Source organism: Algoriphagus ornithinivorans (assembly GCF_900115305.1).
Lineage (GTDB): Bacteria > Bacteroidota > Bacteroidia > Cytophagales > Cyclobacteriaceae > Algoriphagus > Algoriphagus ornithinivorans.
This window is the reverse complement of sequence record NZ_FOVW01000002.1, coordinates 26,264-51,959: the sequence shown is the minus strand read 5'-3', so window position 1 is coordinate 51,959 and position 25,696 is coordinate 26,264. Positions and strand designations below refer to the sequence as shown.

The following is a 25,696-nucleotide window of genomic DNA, read 5'->3' as shown; positions in this document are numbered from 1 at the left end:
CCAAACCTAATTTATGCTCTCTTTTATCTTAAATTATGTAGTGTGGGATCCTAATCCAGCTGTGTTTGCAGGATTTGAAAGACTTCGGTGGTACAGCCTTTTGTTTGCCTTGGGCTTTATTATCTCCCAACAATTCATGGTTTATTTCTTCAAAAAAGAAGGACATAATGAAGCTTTGGTTGATAAGTTGACCATTTACATGGTGCTGGCAACAATCATTGGCGCTCGATTGGGGCATGTGCTTTTTTATGAACCCGAAAAATATTTAAGCAATCCCATAGACATCCTCAAAGTCTGGGAAGGCGGACTTGCTTCCCATGGAGCCGCTATTGCAATCCTTTTTGCGCTTTGGCTTTATGCCAAAAAGACTCCTGGACAAAGTTACCTATGGGTGGTTGATCGAATTGTCATTGTAACAGCTATGACGGGTGCTTTGATTCGCTTTGGAAATTTAATGAACTCTGAAATCGGGGGTAAAGACACAGGAACGGACACTGGCATTGTGTATATGAGAGATACCGAGGAGGTTTTGGAAAGCTTGCGGGTTCCTATAGAGTCTATTGATGCCTACAAACCAGAGGATAGGCAAAATGAGCTAACTGGAAATGGTATTGTTCCTGTGAATATTGACATTGTCATCAACAAGGGGAACTTCACTAAGGAAACCTTGGAGTCTACTTTAAGAAGTGATATCAAATACGCATTGACCCAGTTTAATTCCTCCAAAAAGTATTTGGCAGAAGAAGTAGAAACTCCACTAAATCTGACTTTGACTGAGGAGTCTAACCAATATGTGGCCACAGTCAAAACATTTGGCCGAGCCAAGCACCCAACCCAGATTTATGAATCCATTTCTTACTTTATTATTTTCTTAATTCTATTAAGCATTTGGATTAAATATAAGGAGCGGGTTCCTGAAGGTTTGCTTCTTGGTTTATTCTTGATTTCAGTTTTTGGAATGCGATTCGTCTGGGAGTTTTTCAAAGAGAATCAAGTGGAATTTGAAGAGACCATGCAATTCAACATGGGGCAAATCTTGAGTATTCCACTGGTGATTGCAGGTGTACTCCTCGTTTTGAGAGCCTTGAAAAAAGGTATTCCTGCGAAAGAAAATTAAGGTACGGGATCATGTCCATGTCCTCCCCAAGGATGGCATCTGGATATGCGCTTGATCCCCATCCATCCTCCTTTGAGTGGTCCATGTTTTAAAATGGCCTCTTTGGTATATTGACTGCAAGTCGGTGTAAATCTACAGCTTGCAGGAAATAAAGGAGAAATGGTGTATTGATATACCAAAACAGGGAAAATGGCAATCTTTCTGATGGCGTCTTTGAGCATGGTTCAAGCGTTTGGAGAGCTCGCTTATTTAAACCAAAAGTATTGATTCTGAATTCCTTTTGAAACTTAAAATTTCACATATTCTTTTTCTTAGCCTTACATGGCTAATGCTCAAGCCGGATAAAATCTTTGCTCAGGATACCTCTTTGGCGCCTATGGTAGAATATATCAACGGTTATCCCGACTCAGTGAAGGTCAATAATATTTTCATTATTGGAAATGAAAAGACTCAAAAGAATATCATTCTGAGGGAGTTGGACTTTACTACCGACTATTATTATGACTGGAATACATTTTTGGAAATTATCCAGGCTGACCAAAAGAAAATCTACAATCTCAGACTTTTTACCTCAGTTGAAATTACGCCTTTAATGAGCGGGAATAACGAAGTGGAAGTTCTCATAGCTGTCAAAGAAAGGTGGTATATCCTACCCTCTTTGATTTTTGAGTTGGCAGACAGAAACTTCTCAGAATGGTGGACCAACCAAAACCGGGACTTCTCAAGAGTTAATTTTGGGCTACGTCTATCTCATGCCAATGTGGGAGGAAGAAATGAAAAACTTCGCTTTGCCGGGCAGCTGGGTTTTACCAGAGCATTGGATGTGCTTTATAGCAAACCATATATTGATAAAAAACAAAAGCACGGGATTGCAGCTCAAGTAACATTTTTTGAGCAGAAAACTATTCCACTCAGATCCAGCAACAATAAACAAGTCTTCTTCTCCAATGAGCAAGAAGATGTTTTGAGAAAAAACTTTGGATTAGCCCTTAGATACACCTACAGAAGGACTTTTTACAATTTTCACTTCTTCAATTTGGGTTATAATAATACCAGAATAGATCCCGAAGTTCTTTTACAAAACCCGAATTATTTCCAGCATAACTCTAATTCTCTTAAGTATTTATACGCTACGTACACCTTTAGACATGATAAAAGGGATAATGTAGCTTACGCCACGGATGGGGAATTATTGCAGGTTTCGGCAACCAAATACGGGATTTTTAAAACAGAAAATCTGGACGAGATTGAGGTGAATTTGACCATGAATCGATATTGGAAGCTAAATGAGAAATTTCATTTTGCGAGTGGGTTAACGGCCAACTGGTTTCTCAGTCAATCTCAGCCCTATACTCTGGTTAGGGGTATCGGTTACAACCCTAACTTCATTCGTGGATATGAACTCAATGTAATTGAGGGACAGCAACTCTACGTCCATAAGAATAGCTTTAGATGGAAGTTTATCGATTGGGAATATGATATCTCAAGCGTTGTACCTCTTGAACAATTCAGTACTATTCCTTTTACATTTTATCTCAGTGCCAATTTTGACCATGGATATGTAAAAGATAGAAACAATATCCCTGAAAATGCCTTGTTGACCAATCGCTACCTGTTTGGTTACGGCTTAGGTATAGACATGGTAGGATTTTATGATGCAGTTTTGAGGTTTGAATACTCATTTAACAACAACGGAGGCGCCAATTTCTTTTTAAACTTTAAGGCTCCTTTTTAAAAAATATGGATATCCGCTTTCTTACCAGTATTGACAAAAATACGGCTTATTGTCTGCTAAAAGGAACAGAATCCGGAAGCTTCGGTCTTCGGTCATCGGTCTTCCAATCTGTCAAGCAAGGAAAATAAGGCAACTGGCATGATTGGGGATAATCAGATTAAAAAAAAAGAATTTCCTGATTCAAACTTAAAAGTTAGAATTTTTATAACTAACTTATCATTAGATTTTTCTTTCTCTATTACAGCGTTTTTAGTAAACCATTTTTAAATCCTGGCCTGAAAGAAAGGGATTTAGCTCACGCTTTAAGAAAAGGAAAATAGCTGTCTGAATTCTGGCAGAACTTTTAAACAATAATTTCAATCCTATGAGAAAGGGATTTTTTTTCTTCTTCTTTTTCGGTTCGATTCAACTGACTTTTGCGCAAATGGATCCCTTGACCCAAGTGCATGGAGCGAGCAATCAAGCTTTGGGAAACATTCGAGTTCATCATTCTAACGTTTGGTCCATTTTCAACAATGTGGGCGCTTTGGACAGAATTTCAAATTCAGAAATCCTTGGAGTAGGCTTTGATCATAGATACGGTTTAAAGGAACTCACGACATTAAATCTCGCCGGAGCATTTCGGTCCCAAAAAGGCACATTCGGGATTGGGATTAGCCGGTTTGGGGGCAAATTATTCAATCAGCAAACATTCAACCTGGGATATTCCAACACCTTGGGAATCGCCAGTATTGGAATCAAAGCCGAATGGTTTCAAACCCAAATTGAGAATTTTGGCTCAGCAGGTAGCTTACTAATTAGTTTGGGCGGAGTGGCAGAACTATCCCCCAACCTATTTTTAGGAGCTCATATCAGCAATATCAATCGGGGAAAAATCAGTCAGGATAGCGAAAGTCGCCTTCCAACAGCGGTTCAGATGGGTTTGGAATACAGACCCTTGGAAAGCTTAAATTTATTTTTTGAAGTGGAAAAGGATATTCAAATACAGCCAATTACTAAGGTTGGAATTGCCTATACGCTTCAAGAATTCCTGGTCTTACGTTCAGGAGTAAACACAAACCCCTCACGCTTATTTTTTGGTTTGGGAGTTTTACCCGGCAAAATTCAATTTGATTATTCTTATGGGCAAAATTCTGCCTTAGGGAGTACGCATCACCTTAGTTTGGGGTATCAACTGAGAGACTAATGCGGGCATTTGGATTTTCTATCGTGCTGTTGTCTTTCATTTTGACTAATCTAGTTTATGGACAGGCTCCACCACGAGCCAATTTCAAATTAGAAGAATTGATCGAACGATTATTCCCGGTCCAAGATGCTGATTTGGATTATGAGAGTATTTACGAGGTTCTTTTTCAGCTTTACCAAAACCCCATTGATATCAACAAAGCAGATATGGAAACTTTACAGTCCACATTTCTGCTTAATCCTCTTCAAATCAATGAATTTCTCCAATACCGAACTGAGATGGGTCCTTTTTTGTCACTTTATGAATTACAGGCAATTCCGGGATTTGATCAGGCAACCATAGAATCATTGCTTCCTTTTCTGACATTGAATCCTTCTATCAAACGGGAAAAATCCTTTTGGAAAAGAGTCTTTGAAGAAGAACAAGCCTATCTAATTTTCAGAACTCGTAGAGTTTGGGAAACCAGAAGAGGATTTACAGCCCCTGATACCAGCTCAACAGGAAGAATAAGCACTCGCTATTTGGGAGACCCTAATGATATTTATTTACGATGGAGAATTCAGCATGCCAAAGATTTCAGCATGGGGATGACAATGGATAAAGACCCTGGCGAAAAATTCACTTGGGATCCCAAAACCGCCCGATATGGCTTCAATTTTCTTTCTTTTCACTTAACCAGATATCAAGTGGGAAAATGGAAAACCATTTCTCTGGGAGATTTTCAGGCTTCATTTGGACAGGGATTGGTATTTGGCGCCGGATATTCCTTAGGGAAGGGTGCAGAGACTGTGCCTATAGTAAGAAGAAGTTCAGTAGGCATAATCCCTTACACTGCAGCTCTAGAGTTTGGATTTTTAAGAGGAATCGGGTCAACCTATACTCATAGGAACTGGGAATTCAGCTTTATTGGATCCTTTGCTCCCAAGGACGGAAGATTGGCAGAATCACTTGATAGTTTAAATCGGGAAGAATTCAGGATCAGTTCTTTCAACCAAAGTGGCCTACATCGCACCCCAAGCGAGCTTTCTACAAAAAATCAATTTAAAGAGCTCAGTTTAGGAGGAAATATACAATTGAAAGTACCTAGTAAAAGACTGAGTTCCGGAGTCAACTTTTTACATACTTCCTTTGATAATGAATGGAGACGAGATCCCAGACCCTACAATCAATTTGAGTTTGCCGGAAAAAGCAATCAGGTAGGAAGCGTCTATCTCAATTACAATTGGAGAAATTTTTTCCTTTTTGGGGAGACTGCCTATTCCAGTTCAGGAGGAAACGGTACGGTCTTAGGGTTTATCAGCAGCCTGAGCAATCGTTTGGACTTTTCTTTTTTATGGAGAAATTACGATCGAAACTTCCACAGCTTTTATGGAAATGCCTTTTCCGAAAATACCAGGCCTATCAATGAGCGTGGAACTTATTTAGGCTTGGAATTTCGTCCCAACAAAGTGTGGAAGATCAATGCTTATTATGATTTATTCAAATTTCCCTGGCTGAAATACAGAGTGTATGCGCCTTCAGCAGGTCATGAGTGGCTTGCAAGAATTACTTATAGACCCACTCGGACACTCACGGCTTTTATTCAATTCAGGGAGGAACAAAAAGATAGAAATGCATCTGACTCCGGAGAACCTAATCTTCCTTATCATGTGTTGCCTATCAAAAGATCGAATGGCATCCTAAGCTTGGAGTATCAACTGAGCAAGGAGGTTTTTATTCGTTCTCGCATACTTTGGTCACAAGTACAGATGGACGGTCTCAAAAGCAAGGGCTTTCTTATTCTTCAGGATTTGAAATGGGATAAAAACAGATGGAAATTTACTGCCCGCTATTCGCTTTTTGACACTGATGATTATGATAGTAGGTTGTTTGCATTTGAAAATAATGTGCTTTGGACATTTTCAATTCCAGCTTTTTTTGGACAAGGACAGCGAAGTTATTTAGTAAGCGAGTATACAGTAAACTCCCAAATTAGACTGTATTTAAGAATAGCACGAACAAGCTATACTGACCGCGAAAGAATAGGCTCTGGGCTCCAAACCATTGAAGGATCCACACTTACCGAAAGCAGTTTTTTAATTCGGTATTTATTTCACAGGTAATTTTCCATCAATGGCTGAAAGAAGCCATCCTTTTTTGATAATTTGAGGGCTAAGTTTGAATCTGTTATAGCCACTTCAATTGGAAGTTTTTAACAATTGGAATCCACTATTGAATCGGTTATCACAGCAGATAATTCAAAGAAAAAAATAAACTCTAATCACGTGAAAAGATTACTGACCACCACCCTAATTCTATTACTCCTTGTTTTTCAAATTCAGGCACAAAATCTGGATTTGGGAAAACTCTCCAATAAAGACGGCTTTGTCACCTTCTATCTAGATGAAGAAAAAGGAAAAATTTACCTGGAAATAGACAAACTTGATCATGAATTCCTTTATGTAAGTTCTCTTACAGCAGGCGTAGGATCAAACGACCTGGGATTGGATCGCGGTCAGTTGGGAGACACCAGAATCGTAGAATTCAGAAGATCAGGAAATAAGGTTCTCTTGGTTCATAAAAACTATGATTACCGCGCTTATTCAGATAATCCTTATGAGGTCAAATCCATTCAGGATGCATTTGCCGAATCCGTTTTATGGGGATTTGAAATCAGCCAAAAAAATGGAGATAAGCTAATTGTAGATGCTACCTCCTTCTACATGCAGGATACCCATGGAGTGGCAGAAAGGCTCAACCAAAGAAGACAGGGAAGCTATAAAGCAGACGCTTCCCGATCTGCATTGTACTTTCCTATGACCAAAAACTTCCCGAAAAACACGGAAGTTGAAGCCATCATAACCCTTACTGGAAATGCTACTGGAGCCTTGATAAGATCAGTTACTCCTAGTCCAGATGCAGTTACCGTTAGACAAAGACACTCATTTATTGAGTTGCCTGATGATCAATACGAGCCAAGAGAATTTGATCCAAGAGCCGGATTCTTTTCCATCAGCTACATGGATTTCACGACTCCAATTTCAGAGCCTATCGTTAAGCGTTTTATATCCAGACATAGATTAGAAAAGAAAGACCCGACAGCAGCTGTTTCGGAAGCGGTTGAGCCGATTGTGTATTATTTGGATCGTGGTACACCTGAGCCTGTGGCATCTGCCTTGATCGAAGGCGGAAATTGGTGGAATCAAGCCTTTGAAGCAGCGGGATTTAAAAATGCCTTTAGAGTTGAATTGGCGCCTGAAGGAATGGACTTGATGGATGTAAGGTACAATGTGATTCAGTGGGTGCATAGATCAACGCGTGGCTGGTCATATGGTAGTAGCGTCAGAGATCCTAGAACAGGCGAAATCATCAAAGGTCATGTTTCTTTGGGTTCACTTCGTGTAAGACAGGATTATTTGATTGCTCAAGGTTTACTTCAGCCCTTTGAAGATGGAAAACCTGCCGATCCAAAAATGCTGGAAATGGCACTTGCAAGATTAAGACAATTATCTGCTCATGAAATTGGACATACTATTGGTTTGGCTCACAGCTACGCGACCTCGGCAGTAGGTAGGGTTTCAGTAATGGATTATCCTTATCCTTTAATTACTCAAAACGCTCAGGGTCAATTGGATCTAAGTAATGCTTACGATGATAAAATCGGAGCTTGGGACAAGTGGGCAATAACCTATGGCTATGGATATCCTTCTCAAGGTCAGACTGAAGAGACATTTTTGAAAAACACCTTGGAAAAAACTTATGCTGAGGGGTACGAATTTATTACTGACTCTGATTCTAGGGACCCAAGTGGAGCCCATCCAAGGTCGCATTTATGGGATAATGGCGAGTCTGCTCCCAAAGAGTTGATGCGAATGCTAAGCATCCGGTCCAACAAATTAAAAACCTTTGGTTTAAATGCCATTCCTGATGGTACGCCGGAAGCTTTACTTGAAGAAGTTTTGGTACCGCTTTATCTCATGCACAGATATCAAGTTGAAGCCACCAGCAAGTTGATTGGAGGTTTGGATTACACATACAAAGTCAAAGGTGATAATCAAAAAAGACATCAGTGGATTACAAAAGATGCTCAGATGGAAGCATTAAATGCATTGCTATATACCATTTCCCCAGATCAGTTGGAAATCCCAGGTGATATCCTTTCTCTAATTCCACCAAGACCCTATGGTTATGGGAAAACTAGAGAAACATTTGTTTCAAGGACTGGACCTGTTTTCGATCCGATAGCTCCAGCTGAAAGCGTTGTAGATTTAACTTTCAGCTTCCTTTTCGAATCCGGCAGAGCTAACCGCATTTACCTACAGGGCCTACAAAGCAGTAGCCTTCCTGGATTTTCGCAAGTTTTAGATCAAATCTCCGCTCAGGTATTTACAGCAAATTTGCCGGCAGGTTTGAAAGGCGAAATCAAACTGATGACAGAATCAAAATTGGTAGATCAGCTTATCTCCTTGGCTAAAAACAAAGAAGTTTCCAACACAGTAAGAGCATTAGTGAGATCAAAATTGGGCATGCTTTCCAGTGGGAATACAAAGCTGACTGCTAGAAGTGGCAGTCCATTATTGGCTGCTCACTCCAAATATCTGGAAGATAAAATTTCAGCATTTCTAGAATTGCCTGAAGAACTCACAGTTCAGGAAAGTCTTAAAGTTCCAGACGGAGCACCAATCGGCTCAGATATCATGAGCTGCGATATGGATTATTAAATCTTCCCTAGGGGCTGTCTTGAAAGTGATTATGTCACATTGAGCGAAGTCGAAATGTTGGCCATTATGGTAGAAACGGCCTTCGACTCTGATCAGACTGACATCAGAACGAATATGAGACAGCCCCTTTTCTTTTTCATTTTTTCTTCTTTCGTTTATCGATCCGGCACAATTAAGTAACTTAGAGTTTGCTTTTAAAAACCTGAGTTTGGAGGAACCAAAGAATCAGGAGACTGTTATTTACCCGAATAAAAATCTGAAAAAATGAGTAACCCACTTTTGAGAGAGTTCAATACTCCTTTTGATACAGCACCCTTTGATAAAATTAAAACTGAACACTTTATGCCGGCGATCCAGGAAGGAATCCGTCTGGCTAAAGAAGAAATCGAGTCCATTAAGTCCCAAGCCTTGCCAACTTTTGAAAATACTATCGAGGCACTCGACCTAGCGGGCAAAAAATTGGGAATTATTTCGGGAATTTTCTTTAATCTGAACTCAGCTGAGACCTCGGATGAAATCCAAAAATTGGCAAGAGAAATATCCCCTCTCCTAACTCAGCACAGCAATGATATTCTTTTAGACAAGGATTTATTTCTGAGAGTTCAGCAAATTTTCAAGCAACAGGATGAACTCAATCTTAGCCCTGAACAAAAAACTTTACTGGAAAAAACATATAAGGCATTTGTACGAAACGGTGCCAATCTATCTGAAAAAGATGCAGATAAACTGAGAAAAATTGACCAGGAATTGGCCCAATTATCTCTGCAGTTTGGAGAAAATGTATTGGCAGAAACCAACAAGTTTGTACACTTTGTATCCGAAGAATCTGAAGTAGAGGGACTTCCTGATAGTATCAAGGAGGCTGCAGCGCAGACAGGTGAAGAAAAAGGGAAAGCTGGACAATGGGCATTTACTTTGGACTACCCTTCCTACATCCCTGCCATGACCTATCTGAAAAACAGGGAGTTGAGAAAAAAACTTTTCATCGCATATAATACCAAGTCTTCCAAGGGTGATGAACTTGACAATCAGGAAACGATCAAAAAAATCCTAAATCTCCGTCATCAAAGAGCCCATTTGCTGGGTTATTCTTCACATTCTCATTTTGTATTGGAAGAGCGGATGGCAAAAAGTCCAAAGGCAGTGATGGATTTTTTGGAGAACTTACTGGTTCAGGCGAAGCCAAAAGCTGAAGAGGAACTAGAGGAGCTCAGCAAGTTTGCGAATGATCTGGATAGTTTGGAAAGATTGGAAAAATGGGACTTCGCCTATTATTCCGAACTTTTGAAAAAGGAAAAATATGAATTGGACGATGAACTCCTTCGCCCCTATTTCCAGCTGGAAAATGTCATTGATGGAGTTTTTCAAACTGCCGGAAAACTATACGGTCTTAAATTCAAAGCCAATCAGGAAATTCCAGTTTATCATAAAGACGTCACAGCCTACGAGGTTCAAGATCTTCAAGGCAATCATATTTCCGTTTTTTATGCGGATTTCTTCCCAAGACCTGGAAAGAGAAACGGGGCATGGATGACCAGCTACAAAGGTCAATTCAAGTTAGAGGAGAAAGACCAAAGGCCTCATGTGTCCATAGTCTGCAATTTCACCAAACCCACCAAGAGTAAGCCCAGCCTTTTGACTTTCAATGAGGTCACTACCCTTTTCCATGAATTTGGACATGCATTGCATGGAATGCTGGCAAATAGTAAGTATGAGTCTTTATCGGGAACTAGTGTGTTTTGGGATTTTGTGGAGCTTCCATCTCAGATTTTCGAAAACTGGTGCTATGAAAAAGAGTGTTTGGATTTGTTTGCCAAGCATTATGAAACTGGAGAAAAAATCCCTGAAGATTTGATCGAAAGAATCAAAAAAGCTTCAAACTACCTGCAAGGCTATCAAACCGTAAGACAGATAAGTTTCGGGCTCTTGGATATGGCCTATCATAGTCAAGATCCTTCTCAGATCGAGGATATTTTTGATTTTGAGAAAGAGGTAATGAAAAAAACCGAGTTACTTCCACCTGTTCCAAATACCTTGATGAGCACTGCATTTTCCCACATATTTCAGGGAGGCTATTCATCTGGCTATTACAGTTATAAATGGGCCGAAGTATTGGATGCCGATGCATTTGAGCTATTCCAGGAAAAAGGAGTTTTTGATGAGGAAACGGCCAAATCATTCCAAAAGAATATTTTAGCAGCTGGAGGAACCGAGCATCCTTCTATTTTATACAAAAGATTCAGAGGAAGAGACCCACAGCCGGATGCTTTGATGCGGAGAGCTGGGTTAGTGAAAAAACAGTAGTTCTTATTTTTATTAAACAGAGAAATACGATTTAAATGAGCATCAAAAAGCTTCAAATTCCGACCTATCTGAGTGCTTTATCCGTGATGATTTTCATCATTGTATTAACCTTCTTTTTGATTGTTGGTAAAAGCCTTTTGATCCCTCTTTTTCTAGGTGGGTTCTTTGCAATCCTTTTCACTCCTTTTAGCAATTGGATGGAGAGCAAGAAAGTACCAAAAATTCTATCCTCTGTGATCTCCCTTTTATGCATGGCTTTGATCGTGGGAGGCCTTTTGTCCTTTATTGTGGGGAATGTAGCCTCATTTACCAGTGACTTCGATGATGTCACAAGCAAAATCAATACCTATGCCCAGCGAATAGACGAGTGGACTCAGTCCACTTTCAAAATGGACTATGAAATAAGAAATAAAGCTAATCCCGATTATCTGAAAAGAGTACTCAAAGAAAATAGCTCCAACATTTCAGATTTTGCCATGAAAACTGTGGGGTCACTTTCTGGATTGGTTCTTATACCAGTTTTCATGTTCTTTTTTCTTTTGTATAGACATCATTTGACTCAAATGATGATCATGATCTATAGAGACAGGGATCCCAACTTGGTGAAAATGCGAATCACCAGTCTGAGAAAGGTGATTCTACACTACATCGTAGGAGTGGGAAAAGTTATGATCATCTTGGCTATTCTGAATATTTCGGCCTATTCAGCATTGGGAATCAAACATGCAATTTTCTTCGGAGTCTTAGGAGCATTATTGAATATCATACCCTATGTAGGCCCCTTTTTCGGAGTTCTCCTTCCTGTCATTTATTCCTTTTTGACTAAGGACAGTCTGTTTTATCCGGTTGCTGTGATTGTTTGTTACCAAATTATTCAAATGATTGAAGGTAACTTTCTAACTCCAAAAATTGTAGGAGGCAATGTTAACCTTAATGCCTTTATTACTTTTTTGGGATTATTAATTGGCGGAACAATTTGGGGAGTTGCTGGTATGATATTGGTAATTCCTGCAATGGCAATCTTGCGAGAAATATTTGATTTGAGCAATACGACCAAGCCATTTGCTTACCTCATGGGTGAGGAAAAAGAAAAAACACAAAAAAATGAAAAGCCCGAAGCTGACAATGAAAGTTCAGAATAGCATACTAAAATTAATTTTAATCCTTTTTCTAATTGGTTGTGATTCTGATGAAGATAGAAAAGGTCGCTTCCTTTTGAAAGGGAATGAAAAATTGGAAGAAAATGATCCTAAATCAGCTTTAGGATTTTACCAGGAAGCCTTGGATATTGATTCCACTTATGCAGATGCCTGGTTCAATAAGGCAGTGGCTCATTTACAATTAAACCAGCTGGAAGAGGCTATCGCGGATTTTTCCCAAGCTATCAGATTCAAAAACGATTATGTTGAAGCTTATTTCCAAAGAGGACTGAGTTATTTGGATAACGGAGAATTTTACAAAGCCCGAACCGATGCGGAATGGATGACTACAAACGACTCGGATAATTGGCAAGGCTTCTTTTTAAGTGGCTTGGTAGCAGAAAAACTGGAGGATTATGAACTTGCTCTCAATTCTTTTCAACAAGCATTAGAGCTTAATCCTGAAAATTCAGATCTATTAGTCAATCAAGCTACGATTTATTATTACCAAGATGAGTATGCTAAAGCTTCAGAATTATTGGATAAAGCGGAGCAGATAAATCCAAATGAACCTAATCTTCATAATCTTAGGTCTATGATTTCCTTTGATGAAGGAAATTATCAGCTGGCCTTAAATGCTGTAGAAAAAGCAATTAGCCTTAACAATAGAGAAGCCTATTATTACAACAATAAAGGATTATACCTTCTTTTCTTGGGGAAGGAAGAGGAAGCTTTGGATCTTATTAATCAAAGTCTTCAGATGAATTCCAATAATCCTTTTGCTTTAAGAAATAAGGGGATTTATTATGTGATGACGGGAGATAAAATATCTGCTTTGTCGTATTTGAAAGAATTGTATGAAGATTATCCTGAGATGGATTTACTAGAAGAATACTATCAAAAAGCGCTAGAACTTTAATTTTTCTCAGAAATTACTTCCTTGATTTTCTTTAGGAGTTCAGCTGCGTCGATTGGCTTTGCTACAAACCCGTCGAAGCCACATTCTTCTATTTTCTCCATGATTTCCAATTTGGCTGCAGCTGTTAAAGCTATTACCGGTGTATCAATATTTTTCTTGATCTCTTGAGTTGCCTCGAAGCCATCCATTACGGGCATTTGAATATCCATCAAAATACAATCATATTGGTTGTCTTTCAAAATTTCCACTGCCTGAGCTCCATCTCCTACTCTGTCAAAAGTATATCCCCACTTTTTGATAATTTTCCCTAATACCAAGGCATTGACATCATTATCCTCTGCCATCAACAAATGAAGCTTTGAAAAGTCCTGAGTTGAACCAATAACAGGCTTCTCCACCTGAACTTCCTGATCCGAAACTTCAAGCTCTAATTCGAAGAAAAAGCGGGAGCCCTTACCAACTTCAGATTCTAAAGCAATGGTACTTCCCATCAGATTTAATAATTTCCTGGTAATAGATAGTCCAAGCCCGGTTCCTCCGTATTTGGTGCTGAAAGTTGGCTTTACTTGATCGAAATCGTTGAAAATCTTCGTTTGATTTTCAGGTGCGATTCCGATTCCCGTATCTTTTACTTCAAAATATACCTTAGCTCTACCATTCTTTAATTCCTGAAGCTTGATGCTGACATCCACATTTCCTTGATGGGTAAATTTGAGAGCGTTGGTTATCAAATTATTCATGATTTGAGAGAGTCTGGTTTTATCGCCATTTACCCTCATGTCCAAACCTTCACTTAGGTGAAGTTGCAAATCATTTTTACTATCTCTCGCATGGAAAGACAAACCTTTCATCACCTGCTCTACTAAATTCCTCAAATTGAAAGGGGCCTTTTCTATAGTCAGTTTGCCTGCTTCGATTTTTTGGAAATCAAGCAAATCATTGATCATAATGATCAGATTCTCTACAGCAAAATTTATCGTATTTAAAGCACTCTTTTGGGAAGTATTTGGATTTTCCTGCAATAAGGAATAAACAGATCCTGAAATCGCATTCAATGGGGTTCTCAACTCGTGGCTAATCATAGAAAGGAAGTCAGACTTAATTTGACTTGCTTTTTCCGCTGTTCTTCTTGCCTCGTCGAGTTTGGATTCAAATTCTTTTTGTTGGCTGATATCTGTCAAATATCCATACCAAACCATATCTCCATTTTCCAGTGCTTGTGGTCTCGCAGCACCTAATACCCATCGATATCCTTCAGAATCGGAATTGTCTTTCACTCTAAACTGACACTGCCAAGGTTCTCCTTTTCTGGCAGAGGCCACCGAGGTCATGATCACTTGTGGTAAATCATTTGGATGCACTCTGGATATAGCTCCTGAAATATCCTCAAACTTTTCAATTTCAGTCTGAGTAAGTCCCAAAACTGAGGCAATACCTCTGGAAAGGAATGAGAAGCTCATTTTTCCGTTTTGATCCAAAACTAATTGGTAAAGGCCTCCTGGAACTTGCTCAGTCAAATTCATTAAAAAATCACTGCTTTCCTCAAGAGTCTTCTCCAGTGTCACCTTCTCAGAAATATTTCTAAAAGAAAGCACCACAAAACTTTCCTCTTTCTCTTGCAAAGACTTAGCTGCTACCTCTAAAGTGAGTTGCTTGCCCAGATTACTGATCAGTAATGTGGAGAATCGTCTGGACCCTTCCTCGTTTGCAGGGGTATCAATCCAATCCTTCCACTCATCACTCTCTTCAAAAAGCACATTGAGCTCACTTAAATGCTCAAATTTCCGGTTCTCTTCTACTCCCAAAAGCTTTTTCGCTTCTTCATTGCAGAGGAAAATTTCCCCATCTGGTCGAGCCACCAACATTGGGTCTGGAGAATTCAAAATGATATTTTTGAGCAATTCTCCTGATCTCTCTATATTTTTCTTCTCAGAAAGGTCTGATAATACACCTAACCAGAAACCTCTTCCCTGAATGGCATCGTGATATTCGGCCACAACTCCCAAATCAAATTCAGGCAATTCAAATTCGAGCTTTTTCTCTTCTTTTTTATTGCTCAGGTTCTCCGAAAAGTAATTTTCAAATTTGATCTGTAGATCCACCTTCTTTTCAAAAATCAAGTTGGCAACTTCATCGTATTCAAATGAAGAGCTCTTAGGATCATAAGACCATGTGGCTACTCTAGCTAATTCCGAACCTTTTTTTCTTAGCTGATTGAGTCTTTTTGTTTTTACTGATTCACTGTATGACTCGGTTTTATCCCTGCCTATTAAATAAAAATATTCAGCCGTAAACTGGACTGAAAACTCTAAATACTTATATGAACCATCCTTACATTTTACTCGTGATTCAAAAAAACCAAGTTCATCCTGCTTTCGCTTACTCTTCCAAAATGATCTGATTTTTTCTAAATCCTCTTCATGCAGAAAAGGACAAAGACTAGTATTCATCAATTCCGCTGGCTCATATCCCAGAATTGGCTTTACCGCGGCATTCAGATAAGTCAGGAAATCATGCTGACCGATAGCAATTAGATCTAGGCCATTTTTAAAAAACTGCTGAATCTCACGCTTACCCGGAAGCCCATGAGTTTTAACTTCCTTTCCTTTATAAAACAAAAAGTAATTAGAAGAACTTTCCTGCGGAAGCTCCAGACGAAAAGAATAATCCTTATCACCATGGGTAAGAATCAGTTCCTCTTTAAAAATGTATGCATTGATATCTAATCCTAAGCCTACAAGATTTCGTTCTTTGAGACTTTCTCCAATAAATTCCTCAAAGGATTCATTGGCATAAAAGATATTGTACGGATAGGTATCATCAGCCAAAAACACCATTTCCGAAGACTCGTAAATGATCTTTTTAAAAGTACTGTTGATACCCCTTTCCTGCATTTGTTTAGGTTTTTGAATGAATTGAAGTCCTACTTTTTTATTCCTAGAATCATCCAATTCATATTCATAGGGTAAACATACAGCAATTTGTATTTCATAGCAAGTTTTTTACTTTTCAAACCCAAAAAAATGTTTTAAAAATTATAGAAATAGCCAATTTTTGCCCATAAGCGGGTTCTAAAGCCTTCTTGGAAAAATCCATCTGTTCTATAATCGATACTATATTCAAGTTTTTGCTCTTCATTGATCAATTTTCCTAGGGTAAACACTAGTCTATTTTCCAATTCAAACTCACCGTCCTGCAAACTGAAAATCGGTTCATTGGAGAGTACCAAATAATTTTCGCCGGGATCCAAAGTTTTTCCATCTAAAGGAATATCCAATGCCACTCTATATCTCAACCTCCACTCTAAAGACTCTCCTCTTGTGGCAGTTTGATCCGTTCGTATTCTGTGAGCTATTCTCAAAGATCTTAAACGCTGGAGAAAAGCCATCTGCTGAATAATCCTGTTGGCATTTGCACCGTCTTGAATCCTATGAAAAGCACCTATGGCCAAGTTAATTACAGGACTAGCCTGCCAACTATAAAAACCCATAAAATCAGTTCGGTAATGCCTTACATCCCATTTCTCCCCCTCTCTAGCTGTGTTTCTAAAGAAAGTTTCCTGATTCTCAACTTTGAAATTGATCTTTTTTCCATTCGAAAGACTTTTGGTAACCGCCGCCTCAGGAAAGAATCCAAAGAAAAAAACTTGCTCCTGAGCAAATAGTTTTCCTAAAAACGAAAAAAATAAGAAAGAAACGAGTATATACTTTTTGAGAACTGAATTTAGATTCAATTGACCTCTTGAAATCTTACCTTCCAAAAATTGTAAACGAGAAGTTTTATTACTTATTAAACCAAAAGGAAAGATTTGATTAATAACCTTAATTCTTTTTCCTTCCATCAAAAAATCAGGTTATCCATAATTCTCACTATTACGACCCGCTTGGAAATAAATTTCCCCTGAGCATCAAAGGTAGCCTCCCATATTTGCTCATCACCATCCTTTTCCTTACCTATATATTCTATCTCATATTGCTCCAGAATATTCTCCACTTCATTCTCATCAAAAAAATCCTCCAAATCATCTGGCTCACCTGAATACTGCCTCTGGATTTTTATTAATTTGAAATCAGTGTAGGTTTCCTCCCAGTATGCAGTAAGATTTTTTTGAACCTCTGGCTGAATTTCGTCGAAAGGTATTTCAATTTCCACATCCTGAATGATTCCTAAAGAGTCAAATTCCACACTGAAATACCTGCCATCCTTAAAGAATTTGGCTTCAAAGGAATATCCTGACTCAAAAAACTCCTGATACCATTTAGGCTTTTTTATTTCTTCAAATGCATCATACAACCATTCAATTGCAGCTTTAGGTACTGCTTTTTCATCAACTCTTTTTTCCCTTTCTATTTTCTCCTGTGAAAAGCATAGAACAGGAATCAAACAAACCAAGACTAAAATTAGCTTTCTCACATTATGCATGTCCTAAAAATAAAAAAAACCGTGGTCTTAATAACCACGGTTTCTATCATAAGGTTGAAGGGAAATTATAAACCAGCTTTGATTAAGTTCAATGCAGAACCTGCCTTGAACCATTCAATCTGTCCTTCATTATAGGTATGGTTCACTTCAATTGTGTCAGAAGAACCATCAGCATGGTGTAAAACAACCTGAAGAGACTTTCCTGGAGCGAATGATTCCAATCCAAGAATATCGATAGAATCATCCTCCAATACTTTATCATAATCGGCAGCATTTGCAAAAGTCAATGCCAACATACCTTGCTTTTTCAAGTTGGTTTCGTGGATTCTAGCAAAGGACTTTACTAAAATAGCTCTCACTCCCAAGAATCTTGGCTCCATTGCGGCATGCTCTCTGGATGAACCTTCACCGTAGTTTTCGTCTCCGACTACGACAGTGCCAATTCCATGCTGCTTATAATGTCTTTGAGTTGCAGGAACTTCTCCATATTCCCCAGTCAATTGATTTTTAACCTTGTTGGTAGAATCATTGAAAGCATTGACTGCACCGATCAACATATTATTGGAGATATTATCCAAGTGACCTCTGAATCTCAACCAAGGACCTGCCATGGAAATATGGTCAGTAGTACATTTTCCTTTTGCCTTGATCAAAAGCTTCAAGCCTTTCAGGTCAGTACCTTCCCAAGCTGGGAAAGATTCCAAAAGTTGCAATCTTTCTGAAGTTGGAGAAACAATTACATCTACTTTGGATCCATCTTCTGCAGGAGCTTGGTAGCCTGCATCTTCAACTGCAAAGCCTTTGGTTGGTAATTCCAATCCTTTAGGCTCATCCAGTTTCACTGATTTTCCTTCTTCATTGACCAAAGTGTCAGTCAGTGGATTGAAAGTCAAATCACCGGCAATTGCCAAGGCTGTTACGATTTCAGGAGAAGCCACAAATGCGTGAGTATTTGGATTTCCGTCAGCTCGCTTCGCAAAGTTTCTGTTGAAAGAAGTGATAATGGAGTTTTTCTCCTGCTTTTCAGCGCCATGTCTTGCCCACTGTCCGATGCACGGACCACAAGCATTTGCCAAAACTACTCCTCCCATTTTCCCAAAAGTATCCAAGAAACCATCTCTGTCAACGGTGTATCTTACCTGCTCAGAGCCTGGTGTGATAGTGTATTCAGATTTGGCAACCAATTTCTTGTCCACAGCTTGCTGTGCCAATGAAGCAGCACGGGAAATATCTTCATAAGAAGAGTTGGTACAAGAACCGATCAAGCCAACCTCCAATTTTGCTGGCCAACCGTTTTCCTTAACCGCAGCTGCAAATTTAGAAATAGGCCAAGCCAAGTCCGGAGTGAATGGTCCATTCACATGTGGCTCCAATTCAGAAAGATTGATTTCAATCACCTGATCGAAGTACTGCTCAGGATTTGCATATACCTCGTCATCTCCTGTTAAATGAGCTGCAATGCCATTAGCCAACTCAGCAATATCAGCTCTGCCAGTTCCCTGAAGGTAAGCAGCAGACTTTTCATCATAACCGAAAATAGAAGTGGTAGCACCAATCTCAGCTCCCATGTTACAGATGGTTCCTTTACCTGTAGCAGAAAGAGATCTAGCACCTTCACCGAAATATTCTACAATTGCACCAGTTCCTCCTTTTACAGTAAGAATACCAGCAACTTTCAAAATAACATCTTTAGCTGAAGTCCATCCAGACATTTTCCCGGTTAACTTCACACCGATAAGTTTTGGAAACTTCAGTTCCCAAGGCAAGCCTGCCATTACATCACAAGCATCCGCTCCACCTACACCGATAGCAACCATTCCCAAACCACCCGCATTTGGAGTATGAGAATCTGTTCCAATCATCATTCCACCAGGAAAAGCATAATTCTCCAATACTACTTGGTGAATAATTCCAGCTCCCGGTTTCCAGAATCCAATTCCGTACTTATTAGAAACTGAAGCTAAAAAGTCGTAAACCTCTCGGTTTTTATCTTTTGCTTTATTCAAATCTTTTTCCGCACCAACTTCTGCCTGGATCAAGTGATCACAGTGAACAGTAGAAGGAACAGCCACCTGATCTCTTCCGGCTTGCATGAATTGCAAAAGTGCCATCTGAGCGGTAGCATCTTGCATGGCAACACGATCCGGCTTAAAATCCACGTAGGATTTTCCTCTTTCGTATGCCTGTGAAGGGGTACCCTCACTTAAGTGTGAATACAAAATCTTCTCTGTCAGGGTAAGTGGCCTACCAACTGCCTTACGGGCAGCAGCTATTCTTTCAGGATAGCGGGCATACACTTCCTTGATCATTTCAATATCAAAAGCCATTGTATTGGATTTAGGTGTGTAAATGGTTCAAAATTTTCGGTGCAAATATAGGAACTTCAAGCTGAAAAAGATAACCAGACAAAACCTCAAAACAGGGGGTCATCCTTATTTAAAACCATTTTAGACTAGAGCAGCTTCTTTAGAAGAAAATGTAGACAGAAAAGGCCAAAAAGAGCGTTCCCATCAAAAACAGCCAAGAGGTATATTTAAGTAAATCTCTGGCATTTAAACCGGTAATCGCCAAAAGCGGTAAGGCCCAAAATGGTTGTAAAAGATTACTGATTTGATCTCCGTAAGAAAAAACCATGATCAATTTTCCAGAATCTAATCCCAAGGACTTACCAACCTCCATGATTACAGGTCCCTGAACCGCCCATTGCCCTCCTCCAGATGGCACCAATAAATTCACAATCGCAGCAGAGAATAAAGTCAATACTGGAAAAAAGGCCTGGCTGGTCGTTTCCAAAAAGAAAAGTGAAACTGATTCCAGTAATCCAGAATAAGTTACCAAACCCAAAATCCCCGCATAGAATGGAAACTGAATGAAAATATCTACCGAACTCTTGATTCCCTCCGTTGTTGCTTCGGTAAAGCTTTTAAGATTTTTATACAGGAATAGTGTAATCCCAAAAAGCAGAAAATTCACCAAGTTTAAATTCAGAAACCCCAGTCCCAAAGCATCCAATTTTAAAAATTGTAAGCCAAAAACAAGAAGAATCACCAGCCCTGTCCACCTAGCTAAGTTTCCTATTTCACCTTGAGGAATTGGTCTGAGTGGATGGCTATAAGTGGGTTTAAGATAAGGATAATCTTTGCGAGAAAGAAAAATCAAGGTTACTAAGAAAACCAAGATTAATCCGCCTGTCATGGCCATATTGAAACTGGTAAAAAGTGTTTCTGATACTGAAACAGTACCAATTTGACTGGCTAAAAAATGTCCTTCTTCAGCGACTTTTAAGGGTGCGGAAGCTGAAAGTCCTCCATGCCAAACTGCCATACCCAAATACCCGGAAGCTCCTAATAATGCTGGATTGATTTTAACCCCTTTTTCCACCATGGCCAAGTAGACAAACCTTGCCAGTAATGCTCCTATGATCAGTCCAAAGCCCCAGTTTAAAAGTCCCGCCACCATGGTGATAGAGCCAGTGAATAAGATTGCAGATAGAGCGCTGGAAGGAATCTTCGAAATCTTTCTTAAATAAGCATGGATAGGTTTAAAAATAGCTATGGCATAGCCAAAAACTAAAATCATCATCATTTGCATGGTGAAATCCAATAAACTGAAAAAGCCATCTTTCCAGAAATTCAGTGATTGTAAGATGCTATCCCCTGCTGATTGACCCTCTCCTATCAAATTGAAAACAGCCATAAGGAAGCAGAAAAGGCTTAAGGCCAAAACAATGCTAAAAGGTGAAATAATTGAGGCTTGATTTTTTTCTGATTTCAAAGATTTTGAGTTTATTAGTTAGAACGTTAAAGTAGCATCTTTTGAGTATTCACCCAAAAATTCAAAATACTGCTACCTCAATTCGCTGAATGCAAAAATAAATGGAATTTATCCACAACGCATTTTCAACTTCCCTGATTATATCCAGTCTTCTGGTGGGTGGGCTGTCATTATACATCGCTTTTAAATTGAGCGATTCAACCAGATGGATGGCTCTGACCATGTTTTTGATGACTATCTGGGGATTTTTTTACGGATTGGAGCTAGCGAGCAGCAGTTTGGAACAAATGATCAAGCTCATTTATCTGGAATACATTGGAATTTCATTTACCCCCGCTGCCTGGCTGATTTTTTCAATGATTTATACCGGATACAAAAAATGGTCGAAGCCTGCTGTTCTAGTTTCTGTTTTTTTGATTCCCATTACAACATATTTGATGGTTTTAACCAATAATTTCCATCATCTCCACTATAGCTCAGTTGGCATTTCAAATTCAGGCCCATTTCCCCTTCTAGATATAGAGGTTGGCCCTTGGTATTATATCCATACTATATACTCCTATATAGCATTTCTATTGGGTACTTTGATTTTGTGGAGCAGGTTCAAAAATGCAGATCCTCTCTACCAAACTCAAAGTATATTTCTGATTGCCTCAGGTTTCTTTCCCTTGATTTTTAATCTCTTCTATCAAGTTGGAATCATTAAGCCATTTTCGGGAATAGACCTTACACCCTATGCCTTTCTGCTCACTTATTTGATTTTAGGTTTTGCCATCATCAGGTACAGGCTTTTCAGTCTTAAGCCTGTGGCACAAAATCGGATCATGGAGTCCTTAACAGTAGGAGTTTTGGTTTTTGACAGCAATGAAAAGCTTATCGATTTCAATCCTGCAGCTAAACAGTTTTGCTTCCAAGAAAACCAAATAAAAATTGGAGTTCCGGCTGCTACATTATTTAATGAGAGAAAAGAAATTTATAAAATTCTTCAAGATGCAGAAGAAACTATACTATTGATCAACGCCGAAAAGAATGGAAAAGAGGTAAACATTCGAGTGAAATCTATTCCTATGCTTGATAAGACTTCAGGCTTTTATGGAGTCATCATACTTTTAGACGATCAGACCGAGCAAATAAAAGTAAACAATCAGCTGAGGCAACAGGCCAATGATTTGATTCAGCTGAATGAGCTAAAAGACAAATTTTTCAGTATTATTTCACATGATTTAAAAGGCCCAATTTTCGGTGTGAAGGAGTTAATCCATATGACCCAAAGTAATATTATCAGTAAGGAAGAATTTTTAACTATGCTTCCTGAAGTTTCCAAAAACATGGAGCAAGTAGCCATTCTTTTGGAAAACTTATTGGCATGGGCAAGCAGCCAATTGAGAGGGGAACATATTCAGATCCAAACTTTTAATATAGTCACTTTACTTACACAGCAGCAAAAGTTATTGGATAGAATAGCAAATGAGAAAAAAATTGAAATCATACTGGAAAGTGAAGAGATCATAGAAATTTTAGCGGACCGTAATATGATTGATTTGGTTTTGAGAAACTTGATAAATAATGCCGTCAAATTCTCTTCTGCGGGTGGAAAAATAAAACTGACAGCAAAAAAACTCTCCAAAGAAGTCAAAGTTTGCATTAAAGACTCTGGCGTAGGCATATCAAACCAAAACCTGAAAAAAATTAGAGAGGGAATTTCATTTACAACCAGAGGCCTTAACAATGAAAGCGGAACAGGCCTAGGCTTGGTTTTGGTAAGGGAATATGTCAAAAAAAACAACGGTAAACTTGAGGTAGATTCTATTTTAGGAGAAGGAACTACATTCTGTCTTTATCTACCTCTCAGCAATTAACCTTACAAGTTTGTTAAAAACTCTAGGGTATCCACTCCATCTGCATAATCCCAAAGTTCTGGCATTTGAGCTTGGCCAAAAGGGACACTTGCAATTCCATGATCAATATTCCCGACCACGCATTGGATTTTAGAACTGAGGCTGTCTATTTTTTCGGTTAAATCTTCTTTAGATGAATACAATTCGTAATAAAGAACAGCTATTGGAGAAACAAGATCTTGGCTTTCCTTCAGAATCAAAAAACCATTATCCAAATGCGAATCTTGATTAACGAGATAAATAGACTTATTGTAATCGTAATTATTCAAGTATTTATGATGCTCTGCCTTTTCAGCAAAAATCTGAAGTTCTTTCAATAATTGCTGCAATTGCTCTTCATTTCTAATGAAAATTTTCGAGACATTTCTACATCCCAATCCGTAATAGCTAAAAATATCTTTGCCTAAGTTGACTAAGTCATCCTGATTTTCATCTCCTTCCAAGATGGCAACTGAGGTTCTATTTTGCCGAATGACGGAAGGGTATTTTCCAAAGTAGTAATTGAAATATCTGGCGGAATTATCTGAACCTGTAGCGATGTAGGCGTCTTTATTTTTCAACATATCACTGAATTCAATCAGATTTTCGAATTCAGGTTCGAGTTGGATCAATTGCTGCAAAAGCCACTTCATAAGAACTTCATCTGCAGAACTTAATTTTGCACTGAGTTTATTTCCGGAAAGAAGAACCGTCATAGCATCATGAAAACCGACCGCAGGAATATTACCGGCCATTAGGACTCCCACGTCTTTTGGAGATGAATATGGAGGGAATTCGTACTTGGAAACCCATGCTCGCAACTTGGACTCTTGCAGCATAAATGCCAATCCATTCAGCGCCTGCTCGCAACTTTCAGCAGTAAACCAGTTGTTTCGATTTTCTGCTCTTCTGAATAAATCTTCTTTTTGGTCTGGTGCTAAGTTTGAAAGTAATGTTCCGAGAGAAGCAAAAGCCTTGATTCTTTTTTCCAATTCCATCATGCCCGCAAATTTACCAGAATCCCTAAGAACAAAATAAGAATTATTTTAAATTAGTTAGTATGACAACTTTTTATTGTGGGTCTGTGTTAAGCTTATTACTTTTGGAACAAATAGAGTGAGTTATGGCAATAATGATAACAGACGAATGCATCAATTGCGGTGCATGCGAACCAGAATGTCCTAATACAGCAATCTACGAAGGTGGTGTTGAATGGACTTGGGGAGGCGGAACAAGCCTCAAAGAAGTAACATTAGAAGACGGAACAGTTGTAGATGCAAATGAAAAGCAGGAACCTGTTTCTGATGAATTTTATTACATCGTCACTGCAAAATGTACGGAGTGTAATGGTTTTCACGAAGAGCCACAATGTGCTGCAGTATGTCCAGTGGACTGCTGCGTAGATGATCCAGATCATCGAGAAACAGAAGAAGAGCTACTTGCTAAAAAAGCAATGATGCATGGAGAATAAAAAAGGCGTATCAACGCCTTTTTTGTTTTTCTGACTAATTTTTGATCATGAACTTCACTTCCCTTAATCCAATTTTTCAGAGATAATTTGGGTTAAAACCTTTTTGATTGAATGGTTTATCTTGCCGCAGACATATCTTGAGAATTATCTTTTTCAATATCTCGCCGAAGGCGTATTTCAAACTATTTCTACTGTATTTCTTTATCCATTTCGCCACAGGCATATTTCTATTTATTTCAATTGTATTTCTACTTAAATCCCCCTTACCCCCTTTGATAAAGGAGGTAGTCCTAAACTGAGTTTACACTTCCAAAGGGGGAATTGATCCGTATTTCGCCGAAGGCGTATTTCTATCTATTTCTACTGTATTTCTTTACCTATTTCGCCGAAGGCATATTTCTAAGCTACTCGAGATTTGCAATCTCGAGCTCCTATCGAAGGATTTGTAATCCGAAGAACCCTCCAAGGGTTGGTCAAAAAGATGGTAAAGGCATTTTTTAATCAACTACTTAATTTGATGAATCCCTTGGAGGGTTAAAATGAGATTCTCGAATGTCTTGCTGGCACGTTTAATTAGTTTCCAAACATTGATCTCGGGCCAGCGCTGGGGAATTTGTTGCTCATATCTTTACCCCGAGTTGCACTCGGGGCTAAAATATTGTCGCTCCTTTGGAGCTTTTGCTATTAGTTTGACTTGAGGTCTATCTTACCAAATGCTTTTCTTGGTAATATCTTAAGGAATATTTTTTCAAAATATCGAGAGTTCTGTAGTATTTCGCCGAAGGCGTATTTCAAACTATTTCTACTGTATTTCTTTATCTATTTCGCCGAAGGCATATTTCTATTTTTTTTCAATTGTATTTCTACTTAAATCCCCCTTACCCCCTTTGATAAAGGAGGTAGTCCTAAACTGAGTTTACACTTCCAAAGGGGGAATTGATCCGTATTTCGCCGAAGGCGTATTTCTATCTATTTCTACTGTATTTCTTTATCCATTTCGCCGAAGGCGTATTTCTATTTATTTCAATTTTATTTCTTTAGATAAATATCTT

17 protein-coding genes are annotated in these 25,696 nt (G+C 38.8%); 10 read left to right on the top strand and 7 right to left on the bottom strand.

All coding sequences use genetic code 11. The features are described from left to right. The first annotated feature begins 13 nt into the window (after positions 1-13). Positions 14-1,117, top strand: a complete 1,104-nt coding sequence (locus BM073_RS02315) for a prolipoprotein diacylglyceryl transferase (protein WP_091649806.1) — start codon at positions 14-16, stop codon at positions 1,115-1,117. Here the strand turns inward: BM073_RS02315 and yidD are convergent. Further along, on the bottom strand, positions 1,114-1,338 hold the full coding sequence (gene yidD, locus BM073_RS02310) for a membrane protein insertion efficiency factor YidD (protein ID WP_091649803.1): 225 nt from the start codon (positions 1,336-1,338) through the stop codon (positions 1,114-1,116). The genes BM073_RS02315 and yidD overlap by 4 nt on opposite strands. Positions 1,339-1,397: 59 nt before the next feature. On the opposite strand from yidD, the gene BM073_RS02305 reads away from it, so the two are divergent. From BM073_RS02305 to BM073_RS02275, 7 genes are all read left to right on the top strand, one after another. Then, on the top strand, positions 1,398-2,852 hold the full coding sequence (locus BM073_RS02305; RefSeq protein ID WP_245756353.1) for a POTRA domain-containing protein: 1,455 nt from the start codon (positions 1,398-1,400) through the stop codon (positions 2,850-2,852). Positions 2,853-3,216: 364 nt separating this feature from the next. Further along, entirely contained in the window at positions 3,217-4,038 is an 822-nt protein-coding gene (locus BM073_RS02300; protein ID WP_091649797.1) for a PorV/PorQ family protein, read from the top strand. Further along, positions 4,038-6,140 (top strand): ComEA family DNA-binding protein, encoded by a 2,103-nt coding sequence (locus BM073_RS02295; protein ID WP_091649795.1) that lies wholly within the window; start codon positions 4,038-4,040, stop codon positions 6,138-6,140. Before BM073_RS02300 ends, BM073_RS02295 begins: the two co-directional genes overlap by 1 nt. Before the next feature lie 162 nt (positions 6,141-6,302). Then, positions 6,303-8,738, top strand: a complete 2,436-nt coding sequence (locus BM073_RS02290; protein WP_091650883.1) for a zinc-dependent metalloprotease — start codon at positions 6,303-6,305, stop codon at positions 8,736-8,738. Positions 8,739-9,002: 264 nt separating this feature from the next. After that, the gene (locus BM073_RS02285; protein ID WP_091649792.1) at positions 9,003-11,042 is read left to right on the top strand and encodes a M3 family metallopeptidase; all 2,040 of its coding nucleotides are present in this window, start codon (positions 9,003-9,005) and stop codon (positions 11,040-11,042) included. 35 nt (positions 11,043-11,077) lie between these two features. Beyond that, positions 11,078-12,184, top strand: coding sequence for an AI-2E family transporter (locus tag BM073_RS02280; RefSeq protein WP_091649790.1), 1,107 nt, complete (start codon positions 11,078-11,080; stop codon positions 12,182-12,184). Continuing rightward, on the top strand, positions 12,147-13,100 hold the full coding sequence (locus BM073_RS02275; RefSeq protein WP_245756352.1) for a tetratricopeptide repeat protein: 954 nt from the start codon (positions 12,147-12,149) through the stop codon (positions 13,098-13,100). The genes BM073_RS02280 and BM073_RS02275 overlap by 38 nt, the downstream gene beginning before the upstream one ends. Here BM073_RS02275 and BM073_RS02270 read toward each other — a convergent pair. The 5 genes from BM073_RS02270 to BM073_RS02250 all read right to left on the bottom strand — a co-directional run bounded on the left by BM073_RS02270 (position 13,097) and on the right by BM073_RS02250 (position 21,296). Beyond that, positions 13,097-15,994, bottom strand: a complete 2,898-nt coding sequence (locus BM073_RS02270; RefSeq protein ID WP_091650878.1) for an ATP-binding protein — start codon at positions 15,992-15,994, stop codon at positions 13,097-13,099. The genes BM073_RS02275 and BM073_RS02270 overlap by 4 nt on opposite strands. Positions 15,995-16,128: 134 nt before the next feature. Next, positions 16,129-16,860: a DUF2490 domain-containing protein gene (locus tag BM073_RS02265; protein ID WP_175557831.1), complete on the bottom strand. Its 732-nt coding sequence runs from the start codon at positions 16,858-16,860 to the stop codon at positions 16,129-16,131. Between the two features lie 80 nt (positions 16,861-16,940). Continuing rightward, positions 16,941-17,513, bottom strand: a complete 573-nt coding sequence (locus BM073_RS02260; RefSeq protein WP_139217429.1) for a hypothetical protein — start codon at positions 17,511-17,513, stop codon at positions 16,941-16,943. 74 nt (positions 17,514-17,587) lie between these two features. Further along, the gene (locus BM073_RS02255) at positions 17,588-19,849 is read right to left on the bottom strand and encodes an aconitate hydratase (RefSeq protein ID WP_091649782.1); all 2,262 of its coding nucleotides are present in this window, start codon (positions 19,847-19,849) and stop codon (positions 17,588-17,590) included. Between the two features lie 139 nt (positions 19,850-19,988). Further along, the gene (locus BM073_RS02250; RefSeq protein WP_091649780.1) at positions 19,989-21,296 is read right to left on the bottom strand and encodes a TIGR00366 family protein; all 1,308 of its coding nucleotides are present in this window, start codon (positions 21,294-21,296) and stop codon (positions 19,989-19,991) included. Between the two features lie 101 nt (positions 21,297-21,397). On the opposite strand from BM073_RS02250, the gene BM073_RS02245 reads away from it, so the two are divergent. Further along, positions 21,398-23,155 (top strand): sensor histidine kinase, encoded by a 1,758-nt coding sequence (locus BM073_RS02245; protein WP_091649777.1) that lies wholly within the window; start codon positions 21,398-21,400, stop codon positions 23,153-23,155. 2 nt (positions 23,156-23,157) lie between these two features. Here the strand turns inward: BM073_RS02245 and BM073_RS02240 are convergent, their stop codons facing one another. Continuing rightward, the gene (locus BM073_RS02240) at positions 23,158-24,174 is read right to left on the bottom strand and encodes an acyl-CoA reductase (protein WP_317042642.1); all 1,017 of its coding nucleotides are present in this window, start codon (positions 24,172-24,174) and stop codon (positions 23,158-23,160) included. Between the two features lie 122 nt (positions 24,175-24,296). On the opposite strand from BM073_RS02240, the gene BM073_RS02235 reads away from it, so the two are divergent. After that, the gene (locus BM073_RS02235; protein ID WP_091649774.1) at positions 24,297-24,644 is read left to right on the top strand and encodes a 4Fe-4S binding protein; all 348 of its coding nucleotides are present in this window, start codon (positions 24,297-24,299) and stop codon (positions 24,642-24,644) included. The last annotated feature ends 1,052 nt before the right edge of the window (positions 24,645-25,696 follow it).

Bases quoted from the DNA above. Each gene is read 5' to 3' on its own strand.
- BM073_RS02255 (WP_091649782.1), bottom strand. From the start codon at position 19,849: ATGGCTTTTGATATTGAAATGATCAAGGAAGTGTATGCCCGCTATCCT.
- BM073_RS02285 (WP_091649792.1), top strand. From the start codon at position 9,003: ATGAGTAACCCACTTTTGAGAGAGTTCAATACTCCTTTTGATACAGCA.
- BM073_RS02245 (WP_091649777.1), top strand. From the start codon at position 21,398: ATGGAATTTATCCACAACGCATTTTCAACTTCCCTGATTATATCCAGT.
- BM073_RS02240 (WP_317042642.1), bottom strand. From the start codon at position 24,174: ATGATGGAATTGGAAAAAAGAATCAAGGCTTTTGCTTCTCTCGGAACA.
- BM073_RS02295 (WP_091649795.1), top strand. From the start codon at position 4,038: ATGCGGGCATTTGGATTTTCTATCGTGCTGTTGTCTTTCATTTTGACT.
- BM073_RS02235 (WP_091649774.1), top strand. From the start codon at position 24,297: ATGGCAATAATGATAACAGACGAATGCATCAATTGCGGTGCATGCGAA.
- BM073_RS02275 (WP_245756352.1), top strand. From the start codon at position 12,147: ATGAAAAGCCCGAAGCTGACAATGAAAGTTCAGAATAGCATACTAAAA.
- BM073_RS02300 (WP_091649797.1), top strand. From the start codon at position 3,217: ATGAGAAAGGGATTTTTTTTCTTCTTCTTTTTCGGTTCGATTCAACTG.
- yidD (WP_091649803.1), bottom strand. From the start codon at position 1,338: ATGCTCAAAGACGCCATCAGAAAGATTGCCATTTTCCCTGTTTTGGTA.
- BM073_RS02315 (WP_091649806.1), top strand. From the start codon at position 14: ATGCTCTCTTTTATCTTAAATTATGTAGTGTGGGATCCTAATCCAGCT.
- BM073_RS02280 (WP_091649790.1), top strand. From the start codon at position 11,078: ATGAGCATCAAAAAGCTTCAAATTCCGACCTATCTGAGTGCTTTATCC.
- BM073_RS02270 (WP_091650878.1), bottom strand. From the start codon at position 15,994: ATGCAGGAAAGGGGTATCAACAGTACTTTTAAAAAGATCATTTACGAG.